Consider the following 18937-nt stretch of genomic DNA (forward strand, 5'->3'; position numbering starts at 1 on the left):
GGGGTCAGCCGCGCCACACGTCGGCGGTGAGCATGACCTTTCCGGAGGCGGGGACGGTGGCGGCGCGGTTGGCGCCGCTCTCCCACGTGACGTTGCCCTGGGCGTCCTTGCGGACGTACTTGTACGCGAACGTGGTCCCGGCGGGGAGGCTCACGTCCAGCTTCCAGACCGGGTAGGCGGCCGGGTCGAGCTTGGGGGCGTTCGCCGGGTTCCAGTTGCCGAGGGCGGCCTGGTCGCCGGTGACGTGGATGTTCTGGCCGGGCCGGGTGGTGGCGTCGACGCCGAAGGACGCGCCGGAGGAGCCGTTGCCGGGACCGGTGCCGCCGCCCGGGGAGCACGTACGGGCGCCCGTGTGCAGGGCGACGGCGGTGCCGGCCGGGACGGTGACGGTGAACTGGCCGGAGCCGTTGACGGTGACGCCCCTGCCCGACTGGACATCGCAGTAGTCACCGGCGGGCAGCGAGGTCTGGAAGGTCCGGTTCAGCGCGGAGCCCTCGTGGTTGATGGCGACGTACGCCTTGTCGCCCCGGCCGAAGGCGATCTGGTCCCCGCCGTTGTCCCACCAGCCGGTGACGGCCTGGCCGCGCGCGGTGTTGCGGAAGGCGACCATGGAGGAGATCTCGCGCCAGGCGTGCTGGCACTTCCAGCCGTCGCTGTAGCAGGCGTTGACCTGGCCGTTGCCGGGCGGACCGGCGTCGTGGTCGCTGAACTCGTAGCCTGAGTGGACGTCCGGGGAGCCGTAGGGGTAGGCCAGCATGAAGACGTTGGCGAGGGTGTAGGCGGAGCCGTTTCTGTAGTTCAGGGTGTCGCCGCCGCGCTCGGTGTCGTGGTTGTCGACGAAGACCCCGGACTTCCCGGACTCCATGAAGCCCCAGCCCTCGCCGAAGTTCTTCAGGTGGGCCAGGTTCTCGTTGAGGAAGACCTGCTTGAGGCTGCGCCCGTACCGGAACTCCTGGACGTCCCCGGTGCCGAGGTACTCGGAGGGCGAGACGGCCTCCCCGGCCCCGTAGATCGCCTCCTGCTTCCAGTAGACGTCCGGCTTGGTCAGCCGGGACTTGACGGCGGCCAGGTCGGCGGCGGGCATGTGCTTGGCGGCGTCGATCCGGAAGCCGTCGACGCCGAGCGAGAGCAGGTCGTTGAGGTAACCGGCGATCCGGCCCCGGACGTGGTCCTCGCCGGTGTCCAGGTCGGCGAGGCCGACGAGTTCGCAGTTCTGGACATTGGCGCGGTCGTTGTAGTTGCTGATCGGGGACCGGCAGTCGTCCATGTCGTTGCCGGAGTAGATGCCCGGGTAGTCGTACTTGGTGTACGAAGTGCCGCCCGTACCGGTGCCGTTGCCCGCCGCCATGTGGTTGATGACGGCGTCGGCGACGACCTTCACGCCCGCCGAGTGACACGTGTTGACCATGGCGGAGAAGGCGGCCCGGTCGCCGAGCCGCCCGGCGATCCGGTAGCTGACGGGCTGGTAGGAGGTCCACCACTGGCCGCCCTGGATGTGCTCCTGGGGAGGGGAGACCTGGACGTAGCCGTAGCCCGCCGGACCGAGGGTGTCCGTACAGGCCTTGGCTATGGAGGCGAACTTCCACTCGAACATCACGGCCGTGACGTCCTTGTCGCCCGGGGCGGCGGCCTGGGCGGCGGGTGCGGTGCCGAATCCGGTGGGGACGACGAGGGCGGCGGCGCCTGCCACGAGGGCGAGCGCGGCAGACAGTGGTCTGCGTGCCATGTCTTTCCTCCTGCGGGTGGGGGAAACGCGGATGACCGTGCAGCCTCAGCCGGCAACGCGCCATGCCCTCAAGGCTCCTGAATGTTCTTGCTGCAAGAATGCAAACCTTGCCGCGGAGCAGACCGTACGAGCCCGCCCGTCAGCGGTCAACCCTTTGGACATCTCCCGCTCACATCCATGAAACAGCGCGGATTTCCGCCCGGTTCCCCGCCGATTTCTCGCTGCAAGGACTTTCGCAAGATATTGCGGGCTGTTACGTTGCCTGTGACTCCGGTCCGGCCGGCCGGGGGATCCGGACCCGTCCGCACGGGCCCCGGACCCCACGCGCCCGGCCGGCCGGGCCGGTCACGGTGGCAGCGGCACCCGGATCACGGCGGGAAACGGGAGAGACGCCCGGAGTCGCGCCACCCCTCCCCGGGCCGACTCCCGGCGCATTGCGATCCGTCCCTCGCGGGCCCCGGTCTACGCGGGCGCCGCCGCCGTCGAGCCCCGGACCACCAGCTCCGGCTGGAAGACGTACTCGGTGCGCTGCACCGGGCTCCCGCCGATCTCCTCCAGCAGCGCGCCCACCGCGGCCGCCGCCATCGCCTGCACGGGCTGGCGCACCGTGGTCAGCGGCGGGTCGGTGAACGCGATGAGCTGCGAGTCGTCAAAGCCGACGACCGACACGTCCCGGGGCACGTCGAGCCCCCTCCCCCGGGCGGCGCGCACGACGCCCAGGGCCATCAGGTCGCTGCCGCAGACGATGCCGGTGCACCCCGCGTCCAGCAGCGCGCCCGCCGCCACCTGGCCGCCCTCGACGCTGAACAGCGTGGAGCGGACGAGCTGTTCGGCCTCCGCCGGCGCCATCCCGAGCACGGACCCCGCGGCCGCCACGAACCCCTCGCGCTTGCGGCGCGAGGGGACGTAGCGCTGCGGGCCGACGGCCAGGCCGACCCGGCGGTGGCCGAGGTCGGCGAGGTGCCCGAGGGCCATCCGGACGGCAGCGTTGTCATCGGGCGAGACGAACGGGGCGCTGATGCGCTCGTTGTACCCGTTGACCAGGACGAACGGCACGCCGCGCTCGGTGAGCGCGGCGTAGCGGGCCGGGTCGGCGGAGGTGTCCGCGTGCAGCCCGGAGAGGAAGACGATGCCGCCGACGCCGCGCTCCACGAGCTGTTCGACCAGTTCGTCCTCCGTCGCCCCGCCCGGGAGCTGGGTGCAGAGCACGGGGGTGTAGCCGTGCCCGGCCAGCACCTGCTCCACGGACTGGGCGAACGCCGGGAAGATCGGGTTGGTGAGTTCGGGCGTCACCAGCCCGATGAGTCCGGCGCTGCGCCGCCGCAGCCGTACGGGCCGTTCGTAGCCCAGGATGTCGAGCGCCGCGAGCACCCGCTGACGGGTGGTGTCCGCGACGCCCTGCTTCCCGTTGAGGACCCGGCTGACCGTGGCCTCGCTGACCGCCGCCTGTCCGGCGATGTCGGAGAGGCGGGGGGCGGCGGCCCTGGCGGCGGGGAGGGTCACACCGTCCACCACACCGTGGTGTCGGCGGGCAGCACGGCCTCGGCACCGTCCAGGCTGACCGGGGAACTGGCCAGCAGCACCCGGCCCGGGGCAGGGAGGCGCGCCGGGGCACCGGTGGTGTTGACGGTGCAGACGAAGCCGGGGCGGGCGAAGACCAGGACGCCCTCGGGACCCTCAAGCCACTCGACGTCGGTGCCCACGCCGAGGCCCGGGTGGTCCCGGCGGGCGGCGATCGCGGCCCGATACAGCTCCAGGGTGGAGCCCGCCACCCCGGTCTGCGCCTCGATGGACAGCTCGCCCCAGCCCGCGGGCTGCGGGAGCCAGCTGCCGCCGTCGCCGAACCCGTACGAGGTGCCCTCGCGGGTCCACGGGATCGGGACGCGGCAGCCGTCGCGGAAGCCGTCCTGGCCCGCGGCGCGGAAGAACGAGGGGTCCTGGCGGGCCTCGTCGGGCAGGTCGGTGACGTCGGGCAGCCCCAGCTCCTCGCCCTGGTAGACGTAGGCGGAGCCGGGCAGGGCGAGCATCAGCAGGGACGCGGCGCGGGCCCGGCGCAGGCCCAGCTCGCGGTCGCCGGGGGTGCGGAGCTGGGTGCCGAGTCCGGGCGGGTTGGCGAAGCGGGTGGCGTGCCGGGTGACGTCGTGGTTGGAGAGCACCCAGGTGGTGGGGGCGCCGACCGGGCGCATCGCGTCGAGCGAGGAGTCGATGACCTGGCGCAGTGCTGCGGCGTCCCAGTCGGTGGCCAGGTACTGGAAGTTGAACGCCTGGTGCATCTCGTCGGGGCGTACGTAGTTGGCGGTGCGCTCGACGGTCGGCGTCCAGGCCTCGGCGACGGCGATCCGCCCGCCCGTCACCCGCCGCCCCGCCGCGAGGGGTCCGCCGGGCTCCATGGTGTCGGGGTACTCGTCCAGGATGGTGCGCCAGCTGCGGTAGATCGCGTGGACGCCGTCCTGGTCGAAGAACGGCATGACGTCGTTGCCGAGCAGCTTGAGCTGGTCGTGGGTGCCGAGGTCGGGCAGGCCCTGGGCCTTGACGAGCCCGTGGGCGACGTCGACGCGGAAGCCGTCGACGCCCATGTCGAGCCAGAAGCGCAGGATGGAGCGGAACTCGTCGGCGACGGCCGGATGTTCCCAGTTGAAGTCGGGCTGCTCGGGGGCGAAGAGGTGGAGGTACCAGTCGCCGGGGGTGCCGTCGGGGTCGACTGTACGGGTCCAGGCGGGACCGCCGAAGATGGACTCCCAGTCGTTGGGCGGGAGTTCGCCGCCCGCGCCCTTGCCGGGGCGGAAGTGGTAGCGCTCGCGCAGGGCGGAGCCGGGGCCTTCGGCGAGGGCGCGTTTGAACCACTCGTGCTGGTCGGAGGAGTGGTTGGGGACCAGGTCGACGATGATGCGCAGGCCGAGAGCGTGGGCCTCGCGGATCAGCGCGTCGGCGTCCAGCAGGTTGCCGAACATCGGGTCGATGGCCCGGTAGTCGGAGACGTCGTAGCCCGCGTCGGCCTGCGGGGAGGCGTAGAAGGGGGAGAGCCAGACCGCGTCGACGCCGAGGTCCCTCAGGTGGGGCAGACGGGCGGTGACACCGGCGAGGTCGCCCATGCCGTCGCCGTCGGCGTCGGCGAAGCTCCGCGGATAGACCTGGTAGATCACCGCGTCCTGCCACCAGCCGGCGGGGTGGCCCGGGGCGTCGTCGGACGTGCCGGTGGAGGGGGCAGCGAGGTGCTGGGTCATGTCGTCCCTGGGTTTCTGGGTGGGAGGCGGCGCCGGTGACCGGATCGGGGTGTCCGGCGCCGCCGTGACGAATGCGGTGGTGCGTGCGGGTGCTGCCGTGCGGCGGCCTCAGCCCTTGACGGCTCCGGCGGACACCCCGGTGACCAGGTGCTTCTGCGCGAACAGGAAGACCAGGGCGGCCGGGATGGCGATGAGGACGGAGGCGGCGGTCATCGGGCCCCACTGGGCCCCGTACTGGTTGACGAACTTCTGGAGTCCGCCCGCCAGCGTGAGGTTCTCGTCGCCGACCAGGAAGGCGGAGGCGTAGGCCACTTCGCCCCAGGCGGTGATGAAGGAGTAGAACGCGGTGACCGCGAGGCCCGGCTTGGCCAGCGGCAGGATCAGCCGCCAGAACGTGCCGAACGGGGTGAGGCCGTCGACCTCGCCCGACTCGTCGATCTCGCGCGGGATGGTGTCGAAGAAGCCCTTCATCATCCAGGCGCAGAACGGCACCGAGATGGTGAGGTAGGTGATGACGAGCCCGGTCGGCTGGTTGAGCAGCCCCAGGCTCGACATGATGTTGTAGATCGGCACGATGAGGACGGCCACCGGGAACATCTGGGTGATCAGCAGCGTCCACATCAGCCCGCGCTTGCCGGGGAAGCGGAAGCGGCTGACCGCATAGCCGGTGGTGGCGGCGACGAAGACGCCGATCACGGTGGAGAGTCCGGCGATGACCACGGAGTTGGCGAACCAGCTGAGGAACTCGGTGTCGCGGATCAGGTTCGTGTAGTTGACGAACGTGGTCTCGCGGAAGAAGTCCGTGGTGGTCGCGTACTTGGCGGGCTTCAGCGAGGTCAGCAGGACCCACAGCACCGGGAAGACCGCGATCACCGAGGCGGTGATCAGGGTGAGGTGGAGGCCCACGGAGGCGAGCGGGGAGCGCTCGCCGCGCCGCCGGGGCGTGGGCACGGCGCGCCGGGCGGGGGTGTCGGTCGCGGTGGTCACCAGTTGTCTCCCTGGGAGCGCAGGACCCGCCGGTAGACGACGGCGAAGAGCATCAGGAGTACGAGGATCAGCACGCCCCACGTGGAGGACTGCGCGTAGTCGCGCGGGCTGATCTCGAAGGAGAACTTGTACGCCTGGGTCACCAGGATCTGGGTGGCCTCACCGGGTCCGCCGCGGGTCAGCAGGAAGATCACCGGGAACATGTTGAAGGTCCAGATGGTGGAGAGCAGGATCACCGTGGTGGAGACCGGGCGCAGTCCGGGGAGCGTGATGTGGCGGAAGCGCTGCCAGGGGGTCGCGCCGTCCATCTCGGCCGCCTCGTACTGCTCGGAGGGGATGGACTGGAGTCCGCCGAGCAGGGCGACCATCATGAACGGGATGCCGAGCCAGACGTTGACGGCGATGACCGCGAACTTCGCCCAGGTGGGGTCGTTCAGCCACGGGACGGCGTCGATGCCGGCGCCGCCGAGGACCTTGTTGAGCAGGCCGCGCTCCTCGTTGTAGAGGAAGCGCCAGGCGAAGACGGAGACGAAGCCGGGGATGGCCCAGGGCAGGATGAGGGCCATCCGGTAGGCGGAGCGTCCGGCTATACGGCGGTTGAGGAGATTCGCCAGGCCCATGCCGAGGGCGAAGGTGATGCTCACGCAGGAGACGGTCCACACCAGCGTCCAGCCGAGCGTGCCGAGGAACTGCGAACCGGTCAGCGCGTCGACGTAGTTGTCCGCGCCGACGAACTCGTAGGTGGCGGGGATGTCGTTGACCCCGATCGAGCGCGCGACGTTGCGCTCGTCGGCGTCGGTCATCGAGAGGAAGATCCCGCGGACCAGCGGATAGCCGATGATCACGCCGATGACGACGACGACCGGGGCGACCATGGCCCAGGCGTACCAGTGGACCGACAGGGCCCGCCGGAGACGGCCGGGGGTCGGCGGTGGGGTGCCGGTACCGCGGCTCCGGCCGCGGGCGGTGTTCCCGCCCGCGGCCTTCACCACCGACCGGCCGGTGTGGACAGCCATCAGTCGGCCAGCCTTCCTGTTACTTCCAGTCCTTCAGGAGCTTGCGGTAGGAGTCGCCGGTGGCCTTGGCGGCCTTCTCCGGCGTGGTCTGGCCGGTGAGGACCTTGGTGTACTCGATGCCCAGCGGGGCGAAGAGGCTGCCGCCCTCGGGGATCCACGGCCGCTCGACGGCGGTCTCGACGACCGGCTTGAAGAAGCCGACGATCTCGCTGTTGACGGCTTCCTTCTTGGCGTACGCGGAGGTGCGCGTCGGCAGCAGGTTCAGCTCGCCGGCGGCGGTGGCCTGGGACTCCACAGACGTCATGTACTCGACGAAGGCGTAGGAGGCGTCCAGGTTCTTCGAACCGGCGTAGACGGCGAGGTTGTGCCCGCCCTGCGGGGCGCCCTGGCCCGCGGAGCCGGCCGGGACCGTGGCGATGCCCAGGTTGGCCTTGTCCGTGAACTCACTTCCGGTCAGGGTGTCGGCGACGGCCCAGGGGCCGTTGATCATCATCGCGACGTCGCCGTTCTTGAACGCCTGCATCATGTTCTCCCAGCCGTCCGAGGCGTCCGTCTTCGCGGTACCGTCGTCGACCAGTTCCTTGACCGCGGTGAAGGCCTTGACGCCCTCCGGCTTGTCCACGGTGACCGTCTTGGACCCGGCGTCGACCAGGTCGCCGCCCTCGCCGTAGAGGAAGGAGAGGAAGTAGTAGGGGTCGTCGCCGCGGAGGTAGAGGCCGGTCTTGCCGGTCTTGTCCTTGATCTTCTTCGCGGCGCTCTTCAGCTCGCCCAGGTCGGTCGGCGCCTCGACGCCCGCGTCGGCCAGCAGCTTCTTGTTGTAGAAGACGCCCATGGAATCGATGACCTGCGGCACGGCGTAGGTCTTGTCGTCGTACTTCGTGGACGCGACGGCCTGGTCGAGGAAGTCGTCCTGGTTCTTGAGGGCGGCGGTGCCGTCCAGCGGGGCCAGGTAGCCGAGGTTGGCGAAGTCGGGCGTCCAGGCGACCTCGGAGCGGATCACGTCGGGGGCGCCGTCACCGGCCTGCGCGGCGTTCTTGAACTTGTTCTGCGCGTCACCGAAGGGCACGTTGACGTACTTGACGTCGACCTTCGGGTGCTTCTTCTCGAAGCCCTCGGCCAGCTTCTTGAAGACCTTGTCCTCGCTGCCGACGCTGGAGGTGTCCCACCAGGTCACGGTCCCGGAGAGCTCACCCGAGCTCGAACCGCCGTCGGACTTGTCATCGCTGCCGCAGGCGGTCGCCGCGAGCGCCAGGGCCGCGACCAGGGCGGTGGCCGTTATGCCACGTCGCATCTGAACTCCTTCAACTGCCGTACCGCTCCGTCGCGGCGCCGGGTCGACGTGAACGTAACAAGGATGAAAGACGACCGAAAGACCTTGCGGAAGATTTCTGCAAGGGCTGGTGATCGTTACATCCACGTGTCCTCAAGGTTGCCGTCACGCCCCTTGACGAGGGCCCGACACCCCGGACAGGGCCAGGCCAGACCCGGCGTACGTACGGCGCGACGGCTCGACCGCCCTTCACCTCCCCGGCCCGCAAGTCCTTGCAAGAGATTGCCGAAGCGGCCGCCACCGCGCCCCGCGCCCCGGCCCGCGCGCCGATCACGGCGGGGTCGCACGACCGATCGCGGCAAGGCCGTACGACTGATCGCGAAGGGGTCGCACGACTGATCGCGGAGAGGCCGTACGCGGTGGGCAATCCGACACCGGGCCGGTACAGTCCCATCCCATGACCGCACGGCTTGCCGATATCGCAACTCAGGCGGGGGTCAGCGAGGCGACGGTCAGCCGAGTCCTGAACGGCAAGCCCGGAGTCGCCACGGCCACCCGCGAATCCGTCCTCGCGGCCCTCGACGTCCTCGGCTACGAACGCCCCGTACGGCTGCGCAGGCGCAGCGCCGGACTGGTCGGCCTGATCACCCCGGAGCTGGAGAACCCGATCTTCCCGGCGCTGGCGCAGGTGATCGGCCAGGCTCTGACCCGGCAGGGCTACACCCCGGTCCTCGCCACTCAGACCCCCGGCGGCTCCACCGAGGACGAACTCACCGAGATGCTGGTGGACCGGGGCGTCTCCGGCATCATCTTCGTCTCCGGGCTGCACGCGGACACCTCCGCCGACATGCAGCGCTACGAGCAACTGCGCGGCCAGGGCGTCCCGTTCGTCCTGGTGAACGGCTTCTCCGAGAAGGTCCAGGCGCCGTTCATCTCCCCCGACGACCGGGCGGCGATGCGGCTGGCGGTGACGCACCTGGTGGCGCTGGGCCACACCCGGATCGGGCTCGCGGTCGGCCCCGTGCGCTTCGTGCCGGTCCTCCGCAAGATCGAGGGCTTCCACGCCACGATGCGGGAGCAGCTGGATCTGACCCCCGACGACGTGGAGGAGTTGGTCCAGCACTCCCTGTACACCCTGGAGGGCGGGCAGGCCGCCGCCTCCGCCCTGATGGCACGCGGCTGCACGGCGGTCGTGTGCGCGAGCGACATGATGGCGCTCGGAGCGATCCGGGCGGCCCGCCGGGAGTCCCGGGAGGTCCCCCGCGACCTCTCCGTGGTCGGCTACGACGACTCGCCCCTCATAGCGTTCACGGACCCGCCGCTGACCACCATCCGGCAGCCGGTGACGGCGATGGGTCAGGCGGCGGTGCGCACGCTGCTGGAGGAGATCGGCGGAACCCCCGCCCCGCACAGCGAGTTCGTCTTCATGCCCGAGCTGGTGGTCCGCGGCTCGACCGCGTCGTGCCCCGGGCCCTCCTCCCCCGGACCCTCCTCAGGGTCCCACGCTCATCCTTGAGGCGCAGGACGTGCGGGCCGGACCCGACCGGAGGATGATCGAGCGCAGGGGGGCGTATCTGGCAGACTCTGTGCCTATGGGTGAAACACACGTGACAGCACACGAAGGCAGGTCGGCGACCAGCCCGTCACCCATCGTGGACGAGGCGCGGCCCGCGACCCGTCCACACGAACGCGCCCTCGCCCGCCTGCGTTCGCTGCGCTCCCCGCGCCGCCCACGCCTCTGGTTCGAGATCCTGCTCATCGCGGTGAGTTACTGGCTGTACTCCCTGGTGCGCAACGCCGTCCCGGAGCAGAAGGCCGCCGCTCTCGCCAACGCCGACTGGATCTGGGCGGCGGAGAAGTCCATCGGTCTCGCTTTCGAGGAAACGGTCAATCACGCGGTCAATTCCGTGACATGGCTGATCGTTTCGATGAACTACTACTACGCCACGCTGCACTTCATCGTCACCATCGGGGTGCTCGTGTGGCTGTTCCGCCGCCACCCCGGCCGGTACGCCGCGACCCGTCTGGTGCTCTTCTCCACCACGGCGGTGGCCCTGCTCGGCTACTACCTCTACCCGCTCGCCCCGCCCCGCCTGATGAACGGGACGAACTTCATCGACACGGTCCTGGTCCACGAGACCTGGGGGTCGATGGCCTCGGGCAACTTCAAGAACATGTCCAACCAGTACGCGGCGATGCCCTCGATGCACATCGGCTGGTCGCTCTGGTGCGGGCTGACGATCTTCGCCCTGGCCTCGGCGCCCTGGGCCCGCATCCTGGGCCTGCTCTACCCGACGGCCACCCTCGTCGTGATCGTGGCCACCGCCAACCACTTCTGGCTGGACGCGGTGGGCGGCATGGCCTGCCTGGCCTTCGGTTACGCGGTCTCCCGCGCCTGGTACGGCGCGCTGCCGCACCGGCTGCCCAGGCGGGTCCCGGCCGGGACGTCCCGGCTGACCGGGATCCGCCGGACCCGGCCACCCCACGGGACCCCGGCGGACGACGCCCCGTCCCGTGAGGGCGACCCGGCCCCGGTGGCGGCCCGCCGCGTCTAGCCCGGCTCCAGGGGTGTTCGTCATGCCGGGTAGCGATGCCGTGCCAGTGTTCGGGACGGCGGAAGCAGCGTTCGACGACGTTGCGGCGCCGATCGACGCCCTTGTCGAATCCGCAGGGCCACGCGAACGAGGCTGATGACGGCTCCGGTCTGCGGTTGCCGCTGGTGACCAGGAAGGCCAGGGGACGGCCCCGGCCGTCGCAGGCGGGGTGTTTCTGCTGGTCGGCCCGCTGCGGGGACGTCCCAGGCAACGTCGGAAATCTCCCCATCCCGCACGGCCGGACCAACGATCCGACGATCGGAAAGAAATCCCCTAGCGGGGCCTGAGTCCGTCGACGACGACGTCCAGCATGCGGTTCAGCTGCGGACGCTGCTCTGGTGCGCCGGCCACGGAGAGCAGACCGGCGAGGATGCCGCCCACCTCGACCGGGTCGATGTCGCCGCGCACTTCTCCTGCTGCGACGCCGGCCTCGAGCACGATCGCCAGAACCTGCTGGACCTCGTCGCAGACCGGTCCGGTGCCGAAGCGGCCGGAAGCGCTCATGGCGACCAGGGCCTCGCAGATGCCGCGTCGTTCACCGGCCCAGTCGGCGAATCGGAGCATCCACGCGTGGAGGGCCTGCGCGGGCGGCTTGGCGGCCAGCAGGGTGCGCGCATCTTCGCGCAGGGGCCGGATCTGGTCCCGGTAGACCTCTTCGACCAGATCCTCCCGAGTGGGGAAGTGCCGGTACAGGGTGGCGTTCCCCACTCCCGCGCGTTTGGCGATCGCGTCCAGCGAGACCGCGCGTCCGGACGCGAAGGCTTCGGCGGCCGTGGCGATCAGCTGCTCGCGGTTGCGCTGCGCGTCGGCGCGCAGGTTGCTGCGTGGAGGTGTCATGACCTTCGCGATCGTGAGTGTCGGATGAGGCTCGGAAACGATTCGGGGATGTCCCCGTTTCAGTGTACGGTGGAGATAACCGGGGAGTTCCCCGATTGCGAGTGGTCTCACCCATCCCTTCAGCGACGAAAGGTGTGCCGTACTGACCGTCGGTATCGAATCCCGCCACGGCGCCCCTGGCGCCACGGTGGGGGCGGCGGCGACACGCGGCCCGCTACCGACCATGCCGCCCTCCCTCGCGCTCGAACTGGCCCCGCGCAGGATTCGCGTCGACGCCGTGAGCCCCGGGACCAGCGACACCCCGCCGCTCAACAAGCTGGGGGTGCCCGAGAGCGGCCGGGGTGCCATGCGCTCGAAGATCCCCTTCAAGCGCTTCGGAACCAGCCAGGAGGTCGAAGAAGCAGTCGCCTTCCTGGGCCTTGGACACTCCCTGCCACATCACCGGCCAGGACACCACCGTGGCCGGCGGCTACCGGCTCGGCGCCTGAAACCCGGGCGGGTCGACCACCGATCCGCACTTCTCGAACGCCACGACCGCACCTCACAGGAGAACCACGATGGCACTCACTCTCGACACCTATCGGCTGCTGGGCCGTTCCGGACTCCGGGTCTCACCGCTGGCGCTGGGCACAGCGACCTTCGGCACCGAGTGGGGCTGGGGCGCCGAGCGCGACGAGGCGCGCAAGCTGTTCGACCGCTACACCGAGCTCGGCGGCAACTTCTTCGACACCGCCAGCACCTACACCAACGGCAGCTCCGAGCGACTGCTCGGCGAATTCGTCCACACCAACCGCGACAGGATGGTGCTGGCGACGAAGTACTCGACGCTGCGTCAGCCCGGTGACCCGAATTCCGGGGGCACCCACCGCAAGAGCATGCTGGCGTCGGTGGAAGCCAGTCTGCGGCAGCTGAACACCGACTACATCGATGTGCTCTACGTGAACGTCTGGGACTTCACGACGCCGGTGGAGGAGATCCTGCGGGGCCTGGACGACCTGGTGAGGCAGGGCAAGGTGCTGTACGTGGCGATCTCCAGCGCCCCGGCCTGGCAGGTGTCGCGCATGCAGGCGATAGCCGACCTGCGAGGCTGGTCACCACTGGTCGCGCTGGAGACCGAGTACAGCCTGATCGAGCGCACCGCCGAGCGTGACCTGATCCCGATGGCACGCGAGATGGGACTCGGCGTGGTCCCCTTCTCCCCCTTGGGCGGCGGAGTGCTCACCGGCAAGTACAGCCGGGAGGACCGGCACCAGGCGGACTCGGTCGCCGGCGAAACCGCCAGCAACCGCAAGAGCCTCAACGTCGCCCTCGGATGGGTCACCGATCGCAACCTTGCCATGGCCGATGTGGTGAAGGAAGTGGCCTCCGAGCTGGGTCGCACACCCGCCCAGGTCGCACTGGCCTGGACCCTGAACGCCCCGGGCGTGACGGCCCCCATCGTCGGTGCCCGCACCATCGCGCAGCTGGAGGACAACCTGGGTGCCCTGCAGGTCGACCTCACTCCTTCCCAGCTGGCCCGCCTCGACGAGGTCAGCGCCATCGGCCTCGGCAATCCGCACGACCTGCTCGCGAGCGATCACATCCGCACGGTCACCACAGGCGACATGAAGATCGAACCCCTCGACCGACTCGCTTCATGAGCAGTGGCATCCAGTCTTATCGACATGCTTTTGACGACGGAACGGAGCAACCTCGGTCATGGGTGAGTACAGCGACAAGAACGTGGTGATCACGGGTGGCAGCAGCGGCATGGGGCTCGCGCTGGCGGAACTGCTGGTGCAAGGCGGAGCCCGCGTGGTGATCACCGGCCGTTCTCAGGCCAAGCTCGACGCGGCACGCGAGCGGCTCGATGAGCATGCCGTGGCCGTCCGGGCGGATGTGGCCTCACTGTCCGACCTGGATATGCTTGTCGGCCGTGTACAGAGCGAGCTCGGCTCGATCGAGGCATTGTTCGTCAACGCCGGCATCTCACCCCTCACGCCCCTCGAATCGACCACCGAGGACGTGTATGACGAGCTGTTCGCGATCAACGTCAAGGGCGCCTTCTTCACTGTGCAGAAGCTCGCTCCGCTGCTGAGCGCGAACGCCGGCGTCGTCCTCACCACCTCGATCGCCAACGTCATCGGCATGGTGGACACCAGCGTCTATGCGGCCGGCAAGGCGGCGCTGCGCTCGATGGCCCGCACCTTCTCCCGGGAGCTGCTTCCGCGGGGAATCCGTGTCAATGCGATCAGCCCGGGTCCCATCGACTCGGGGATTCTGGAAACGATGAACCTGTCCGAAGAGGCCGCTGACCAGTTCAGGGCGGAGCGGACCGCGAGCAACCCCATGAAGCGCTACGGCACCGTCGAGGAGTTCGCCAAGGCGGCGGCGTTCCTCGCCTTCGATGCCACGTACACCACCGGCATCGAGCTCGCCGTGGACGGTGGCGAAACCCAGCTCTGAGCTCGTCCGCCGCCACGAGCCCAAGGCCCACGGCCGCGGCGGTTTCAGCGGGGAGCTGCAACACGTTGTCGTGTGGATCAGGCCGCGAGCAGTTCACGCAGGCGGTCGGCCGGGGTTTCCCAGCCGACCGTTTCGTGTGGGCGGCCATCGAGTTCGGGGCGACGGCGTCAAGATGCTCTGTCCGGAGCGACCGGATGATGCGGCTGCCAACGCCGCCCAGGGGCTACGGCCCGAAGGGCGGCCCGCCGCCGAGACACGGTCCGGAACTCCGCTTCGCCAAACCCGGGACCTGGCCCGAGCCCGCCATCACCACCCGCACCGCCACCACGCGCTACGGCCAAACCACCGAGCGGGCCCGGACCGGGTCCATCCACACCTCACCCACCGGGCCGCCCAAGGGGTGTCCCGTAATCCCTGGTGGATCAGCGTGCGGCGTCGGATGCGGTGCACCGCAAGGCGGAGGGACGTCCGAATACTGGATGTATTCGGGCGTTCCGACAATGCGGCGAGGTGCCGTAGCTGTCGTCGCGCGCCCACCAGGGATGACGGGACAGCCCTTAGGAGCCCGCCCCGTAGAACCGCTCCTCCACCACCGCGCGGGCCCGCCGGGTGATCCGCCGGTAGTCGTCCAGCATGTCCCCGACGTGCCCCGGCTCGTACCCCAGGTAGCGTCCCACCGCCGTCATCTCGCGCGGCTCGGACGGGAACGTGTCGCCCGGCCGCCCCCGTACCAGCATCACCGCGTTACGGACCCGGGTGGCCAGCACCCAGGCCTCGTCCAGGGTCCGCGCGTCCTCCGCCGGGATCAGCTCCGCGGCGCACGCGGCGGCCAGCGCCTCCCGGGTGCGGGTGGTGCGCAGGCCGGGCTCCGCCCAGCCGTGGCGCATCTGGATCAGCTGCACGGTCCACTCGACGTCGCTCAGCCCGCCCCGGCCCAGCTTCGCGTGGAGCGTGGGGTCCGCGCCGCGCGGCATCCGCTCGGACTCCATGCGCGCCTTGAGGCGGCGGATCTCGCGGACGGCGTCCTCGCCGAGGCCCTCCGCCGGGTAGCGCAGCGGGTCGATCAGCTCGACGAAGTCCCGGCCCAGCTCCTCGTCGCCCGCCATCGGTTCCGCCCGCAGCAGGGCCTGGCTCTCCCAGACAAGGGACCAGCGCCGGTAGTAGGCCGCGTAGGACTTCAGGGTGCGCACCATCGGCCCGGTCCGGCCCTCGGGGCGCAGATCGGCGTCGATCAGCAGCGGCGGGTCGGCGGTCGGCAGCTGGAGCAGCCGCCGCATCTCGGAGACGACCTCGGTCGCGGCCCGGCCCGCCTCCTCGTCGCTCACCCCCTCGCGCGGCCGGTGGACGAAGAGGACGTCCGCGTCGGAGCCGTACCCCTGCTCGTGCCCGCCGAAGCGGCCCATGCCGATGACGGCGAACCGGGTCGGCAGGGTGTCGCCCCAGCGCTCCCGTACGGCGGCCCGCAGCGCGCCCGCGAGGGTGGCCGCGTTGAGGTCGGTGACGGCGGAGCCGACACGGTCGACCAGGGCCCCGTGGTCCTGCTCGGCGGGGCTGTCCTCGGTGCCGTAGGAGCCGATGAGGTCGGCGGCCGTCGTCCGGAACAGCTCGCGCCGCCGCACCCCGCGCACCACGGCGACCGCCGACTCGGCGTCCTCCGCGCGCCCCACCGCGGCGACCACCTCCTGCTCCAGGTGGTCCCGGGTGCGCGGCCGCAGCCCCTCCGGGTCGCCGAGGATCGTCACTGCCTCCGGGGCCCGCATCAGCAGGTCCGGGGCGAGGCGGCCGGCGGAGAGGACCCGGGCGAGGTTCTCCGCGGCGGCGCCCTCGTCGCGCAGCAGCCGCAGATACCACGGGGTCTTGCCGAGCGCGTCGGACACCTTCCGGAAGCCGAGGAGCCCGGCGTCGGGATCGGCGGAGTCCGCGAACCAGCCGAGCAGCACCGGCAGCAGCGTCCGCTGGATCGCCGCCTTGCGGGACACCCCGGAGGACAGGGCCTCCAGATGGCGCAGCGCGGCCGCCGGGTCCGCGTAGCCGAGGGCCTCCAGCCGGATCGCGGCGGCCTTGGCGCTGAGCCGGGACTCGGCGGGGGCGAGCTGGGCGACGGCGTCCAGCAGCGGGCGGTAGAAGATCTTCTCGTGCAGCCGCCGTACGACGGAGGCGTGCCGCCGCCACGCCTTGTTCAGCTCGGCGACCGGGTCGGTCCGCATACCGAGCGACCGCCCGAGCCGCCGCAGGTCCGCCTCGTCCTCGGGGACCAGGTGGGTGCGGCGCAGCTTGTGGAGCTGGATGCGGTGCTCCATGGAGCGCAGGAAACGGTAGGCCTCGTCGAGCTGTGCGGCGTCCGCGCGCCCCACGTAACCGCCGTCGGCGAGCGCCCGCAGGGCCTCCAGGGTGGTGCCGCTGCGCAGCGAGCCGTCGCTGCGGCCGTGCACCAGCTGGAGGAGCTGTACGGCGAACTCGACGTCCCGCAGCCCGCCGGGTCCGAGCTTCAGTTCGCGGTCGATCCGGTCGACGGGGATGTTGTCGACGACGCGGCGGCGCATCTGCTGGACGTCGGGGACGAAGTTCTCCCGGTCGGCGGCCTGCCACACCAGCGGGGACACCGCGTCGACGTACTCCGCGCCCAGCTCCGGGTCCCCGGCGACCGCGCGCGCCTTCAGCAGCGCCTGGAACTCCCAGGTCTTGGCCCACCGCTGGTAGTAGGCGAGGTGGGAGGTGACGGTGCGCACGAGCGGGCCGTTACGCCCCTCGGGGCGGAGGTTGGCGTCGACGGGCCAGATGGTGCCCTCGACGGTGGTGTCGGAGCAGATGCGCATCATGTGGGCGGCCAGCCGGGTGGCCGCCTGAACGGCCTTGGTCTCGTCGACGCCCTCGCGGGCCTCACCGACGAAGATCACGTCCACGTCCGAGACGTAGTTCAGCTCCTGGCCTCCGCACTTGCCCATCGCGATGACGGCGAGGCGGCACTGCGCGGCGTCCTCGGGGGCGGCGGTCCGGGCGATGGCGAGGGCGGCGCGGAGGGTGGCGGTGGCGAGGTCGGCCAGCTCGGAGGCGGTCTGGGCGAGGCCGGTCGTCCCGCAGACGTCGCGGGCGGCGAGGGTGAGCAGGCACCGGCGGTAGGCGACGCGCAGCGAGTCCGGATCGTCGGCGTCGGCGAGCCCGCGCTCGAACTCGGCGACCCCGGGGTGCAGGTCCGCCGACTCGTACGTCACGAGCGCCTGCCAGTCGCGCGGGTGCCGGGCTAGGTGGTCGCCGAGCGCCTCGGAGGCACCGAGCACCCCGAGGAGCCGGTCGCGCAGGGGCTTGGCGGTGACGAGCGTGTCGAGCAGCACCTGCCGCTCGCCCTCCTCCTCGGCCTCGACGAGCCGGACCAGGCCGCGCAGGGCGAGGTCGGGGTCGGCGGTGGCGCCGAGCGCCTCCAGGAGGACGGGATCGGACCGCACGGAGGCGAGGGCGTCCAGGTACAGGAGCTGTTCGGCGGCGGACGGGTCGGTGAATCCGTGCCGCAGCAGTCTGGTGAACGTGCTGCTTCTGCGTCCCGGCGCGGTCGTCATCGCTCAGCTCCCCTGCACCCGTACGTCATCCTTCGGCTCCCTGCGTCCCGCGCGTCATCTCGTGACTCCCTGCGTCCCGCGCTCACCCGTGGTGCGTGTGCCCCGCGCCCCGGGAAGGGGGCCGGGCGCGGGTGCCCCCGGGCCCGTGCGCTGGGCGTTCACCGTGTCGCGGCCCTTCGAGCCTAGTCCTGTGCGGGTGGATTCGGGACGGGGCCCACGGCGTCCCCGGCGGCTACCCGCCCGCCGTGCCGATGACGACGGTGGCGTACAGCTCATCGCTGACCTCCACACGCGCGACGAGCCCGGCGGCGCCCACCATCCGCACGGCCGCCTCCCGCTGCCGCTCACCCGCCTCGACCAGCAGGCTCCCGCCGGGCGCGAGCCACCCGGGGGCCTCGGCGGCGACCCGGCGCAGGACGTCGAGCCCGTCCCCGCCCCCGTCCAGGGCGAGGCGCGGTTCGTGGACGCGGGCCTCGGCGGGCAGCAACTCGACGTCACCGGCCGGGACATAGGGCACGTTGGCCAGCAGGACGTCGACCCGGCCGCGCAGGGCGGCGGGCAACGGCTCGAACAGGTCGCCCTGGTAGACCCGCCCGTGGCCGTCGACGTTGCGCCGGGCGCAGCGGACGGCGGCGGGTTCGATGTCGCAGGCGTGCAGTTCGGCGGCGTCCGCCTCGGCGGCGAGGGCGAGGCCGAGCGCGCCCGATCCGCAGCAGAGATCGACGACGACGGCCCTCCGGGGCGCGAGGGCGACGGCCCGCGCGACGAGGAACTCCGTACGGCGGCGGGGCACGAAGACGCCCCGGTCGACGGCGTAGCGACGCCCCCGGAACTCGGCCCAGCCCAGCACGTGTTCGAGCGGCAGCCCGGCGGCACGGAGTTCGACGAGGCGGGCGAGGTGGTGCGGGGAGGAGGCCGCGGCGTCCAGGTGCGCGGCCTCCTCCTCGGCGAAGACGCAACCGGCGCGGCGCAGAATTGCGACGGTGGCGGAGAGCGGGTCCACGGGGTGACCGGGCGGACCGGTCCGAACGGACGGGGCGGGCGGGGCGGGCTCTGCGGAACGAGCCGGACGAGCGGTACCAGCGGAATGAACGGACATACGGGCGAAGCCTTTCGGGACATCCGATGGGCGCTCCGCGATCGGCTAGACCGTCCGTCCGGCGTTCCCGGTCCGTGACCTGTGCACGGTCCGTACGGCGCGATCCTGCGAGGTGAGCACCCGGCCTGATCCAGCGGTAATGGGTCTCACCTCCTCGGTCCGTCCCCGTCCCCGTACTCGTGTAC

13 protein-coding genes and 1 pseudogene are annotated in these 18937 nt (G+C 71.1%); 5 read left to right on the top strand and 9 right to left on the bottom strand.

Annotation, left to right across the window (positions count from 1 at the left end; genetic code table 11):
- Positions 1–4: 4 nt before the first annotated feature.
- The 6 genes from ACIRRU_RS18500 to ACIRRU_RS18525 form a co-directional block, all read right to left on the bottom strand.
- Positions 5–1726, bottom strand: a complete 1722-nt coding sequence (locus ACIRRU_RS18500) for a carbohydrate-binding module family 20 domain-containing protein (protein WP_403681582.1) — start codon at positions 1724–1726, stop codon at positions 5–7.
- A 462-nt stretch (positions 1727–2188) separates the two neighbouring features.
- Positions 2189–3241, bottom strand: coding sequence for a LacI family DNA-binding transcriptional regulator (locus ACIRRU_RS18505; protein WP_403681585.1), 1053 nt, complete (start codon positions 3239–3241; stop codon positions 2189–2191).
- Positions 3226–4950 carry a glycoside hydrolase family 13 protein gene (locus ACIRRU_RS18510; protein ID WP_403681587.1) on the bottom strand — a complete coding sequence of 575 codons (1725 nt, stop codon included), beginning with the start codon at positions 4948–4950 and terminating at the stop codon, positions 3226–3228. The genes ACIRRU_RS18505 and ACIRRU_RS18510 overlap by 16 nt, the downstream gene beginning before the upstream one ends.
- A 108-nt stretch (positions 4951–5058) precedes the next feature.
- Complete coding sequence (locus tag ACIRRU_RS18515) at positions 5059–5937, bottom strand: carbohydrate ABC transporter permease (RefSeq protein WP_363202620.1); 879 nt, start codon at positions 5935–5937, stop codon at positions 5059–5061.
- Positions 5934–6953: a carbohydrate ABC transporter permease gene (locus tag ACIRRU_RS18520; RefSeq protein ID WP_403681591.1), complete on the bottom strand. Its 1020-nt coding sequence runs from the start codon at positions 6951–6953 to the stop codon at positions 5934–5936. Before ACIRRU_RS18520 ends, ACIRRU_RS18515 begins: the two co-directional genes overlap by 4 nt.
- 19 nt (positions 6954–6972) lie before the next feature.
- The gene (locus tag ACIRRU_RS18525) at positions 6973–8244 is read right to left on the bottom strand and encodes an extracellular solute-binding protein (RefSeq protein ID WP_403681593.1); all 1272 of its coding nucleotides are present in this window, start codon (positions 8242–8244) and stop codon (positions 6973–6975) included.
- A 436-nt stretch (positions 8245–8680) separates the two neighbouring features.
- On the opposite strand from ACIRRU_RS18525, the gene ACIRRU_RS18530 reads away from it, so the two are divergent.
- Together ACIRRU_RS18530 and ACIRRU_RS18535 are read left to right on the top strand one after the other, a co-directional pair.
- Positions 8681–9739: a LacI family DNA-binding transcriptional regulator gene (locus tag ACIRRU_RS18530; protein ID WP_363202623.1), complete on the top strand. Its 1059-nt coding sequence runs from the start codon at positions 8681–8683 to the stop codon at positions 9737–9739.
- A 76-nt stretch (positions 9740–9815) separates the two neighbouring features.
- Complete coding sequence (locus tag ACIRRU_RS18535) at positions 9816–10778, top strand: phosphatase PAP2 family protein (RefSeq protein ID WP_403681597.1); 963 nt, start codon at positions 9816–9818, stop codon at positions 10776–10778.
- Positions 10779–11090: 312 nt separating this feature from the next.
- Here ACIRRU_RS18535 and ACIRRU_RS18540 read toward each other — a convergent pair whose 3' ends face one another.
- Complete coding sequence (locus ACIRRU_RS18540) at positions 11091–11654, bottom strand: TetR/AcrR family transcriptional regulator (RefSeq protein WP_403681600.1); 564 nt, start codon at positions 11652–11654, stop codon at positions 11091–11093.
- 187 nt (positions 11655–11841) lie between these two features.
- On the opposite strand from ACIRRU_RS18540, the pseudogene ACIRRU_RS18545 reads away from it, so the two are divergent.
- The 3 genes and pseudogenes from ACIRRU_RS18545 to ACIRRU_RS18555 form a co-directional block, all read left to right on the top strand.
- Positions 11842–12009, top strand: a pseudogene (locus ACIRRU_RS18545) (oxidoreductase); the annotation flags it as partial.
- 202 nt (positions 12010–12211) lie between these two features.
- Positions 12212–13294: an aldo/keto reductase gene (locus tag ACIRRU_RS18550; RefSeq protein WP_403681603.1), complete on the top strand. Its 1083-nt coding sequence runs from the start codon at positions 12212–12214 to the stop codon at positions 13292–13294.
- 58 nt (positions 13295–13352) lie between these two features.
- Positions 13353–14099 (top strand): SDR family oxidoreductase, encoded by a 747-nt coding sequence (locus ACIRRU_RS18555; RefSeq protein WP_403681604.1) that lies wholly within the window; start codon positions 13353–13355, stop codon positions 14097–14099.
- Positions 14100–14656: 557 nt separating this feature from the next.
- On the opposite strand, the gene ACIRRU_RS18560 is transcribed toward ACIRRU_RS18555, so the two are convergent.
- Together ACIRRU_RS18560 and ACIRRU_RS18565 are read right to left on the bottom strand one after the other, a co-directional pair.
- Positions 14657–17653, bottom strand: a complete 2997-nt coding sequence (locus ACIRRU_RS18560; protein ID WP_403681606.1) for a bifunctional [glutamine synthetase] adenylyltransferase/[glutamine synthetase]-adenylyl-L-tyrosine phosphorylase — start codon at positions 17651–17653, stop codon at positions 14657–14659.
- 232 nt (positions 17654–17885) lie between these two features.
- The gene (locus ACIRRU_RS18565; protein ID WP_403681608.1) at positions 17886–18656 is read right to left on the bottom strand and encodes a putative protein N(5)-glutamine methyltransferase; all 771 of its coding nucleotides are present in this window, start codon (positions 18654–18656) and stop codon (positions 17886–17888) included.
- Positions 18657–18937: the final 281 nt, after the last annotated feature.

This window comes from Streptomyces sp. NPDC101181 (genome assembly GCF_044767975.1).
In the GTDB taxonomy this organism is placed as follows: domain Bacteria; phylum Actinomycetota; class Actinomycetes; order Streptomycetales; family Streptomycetaceae; genus Streptomyces.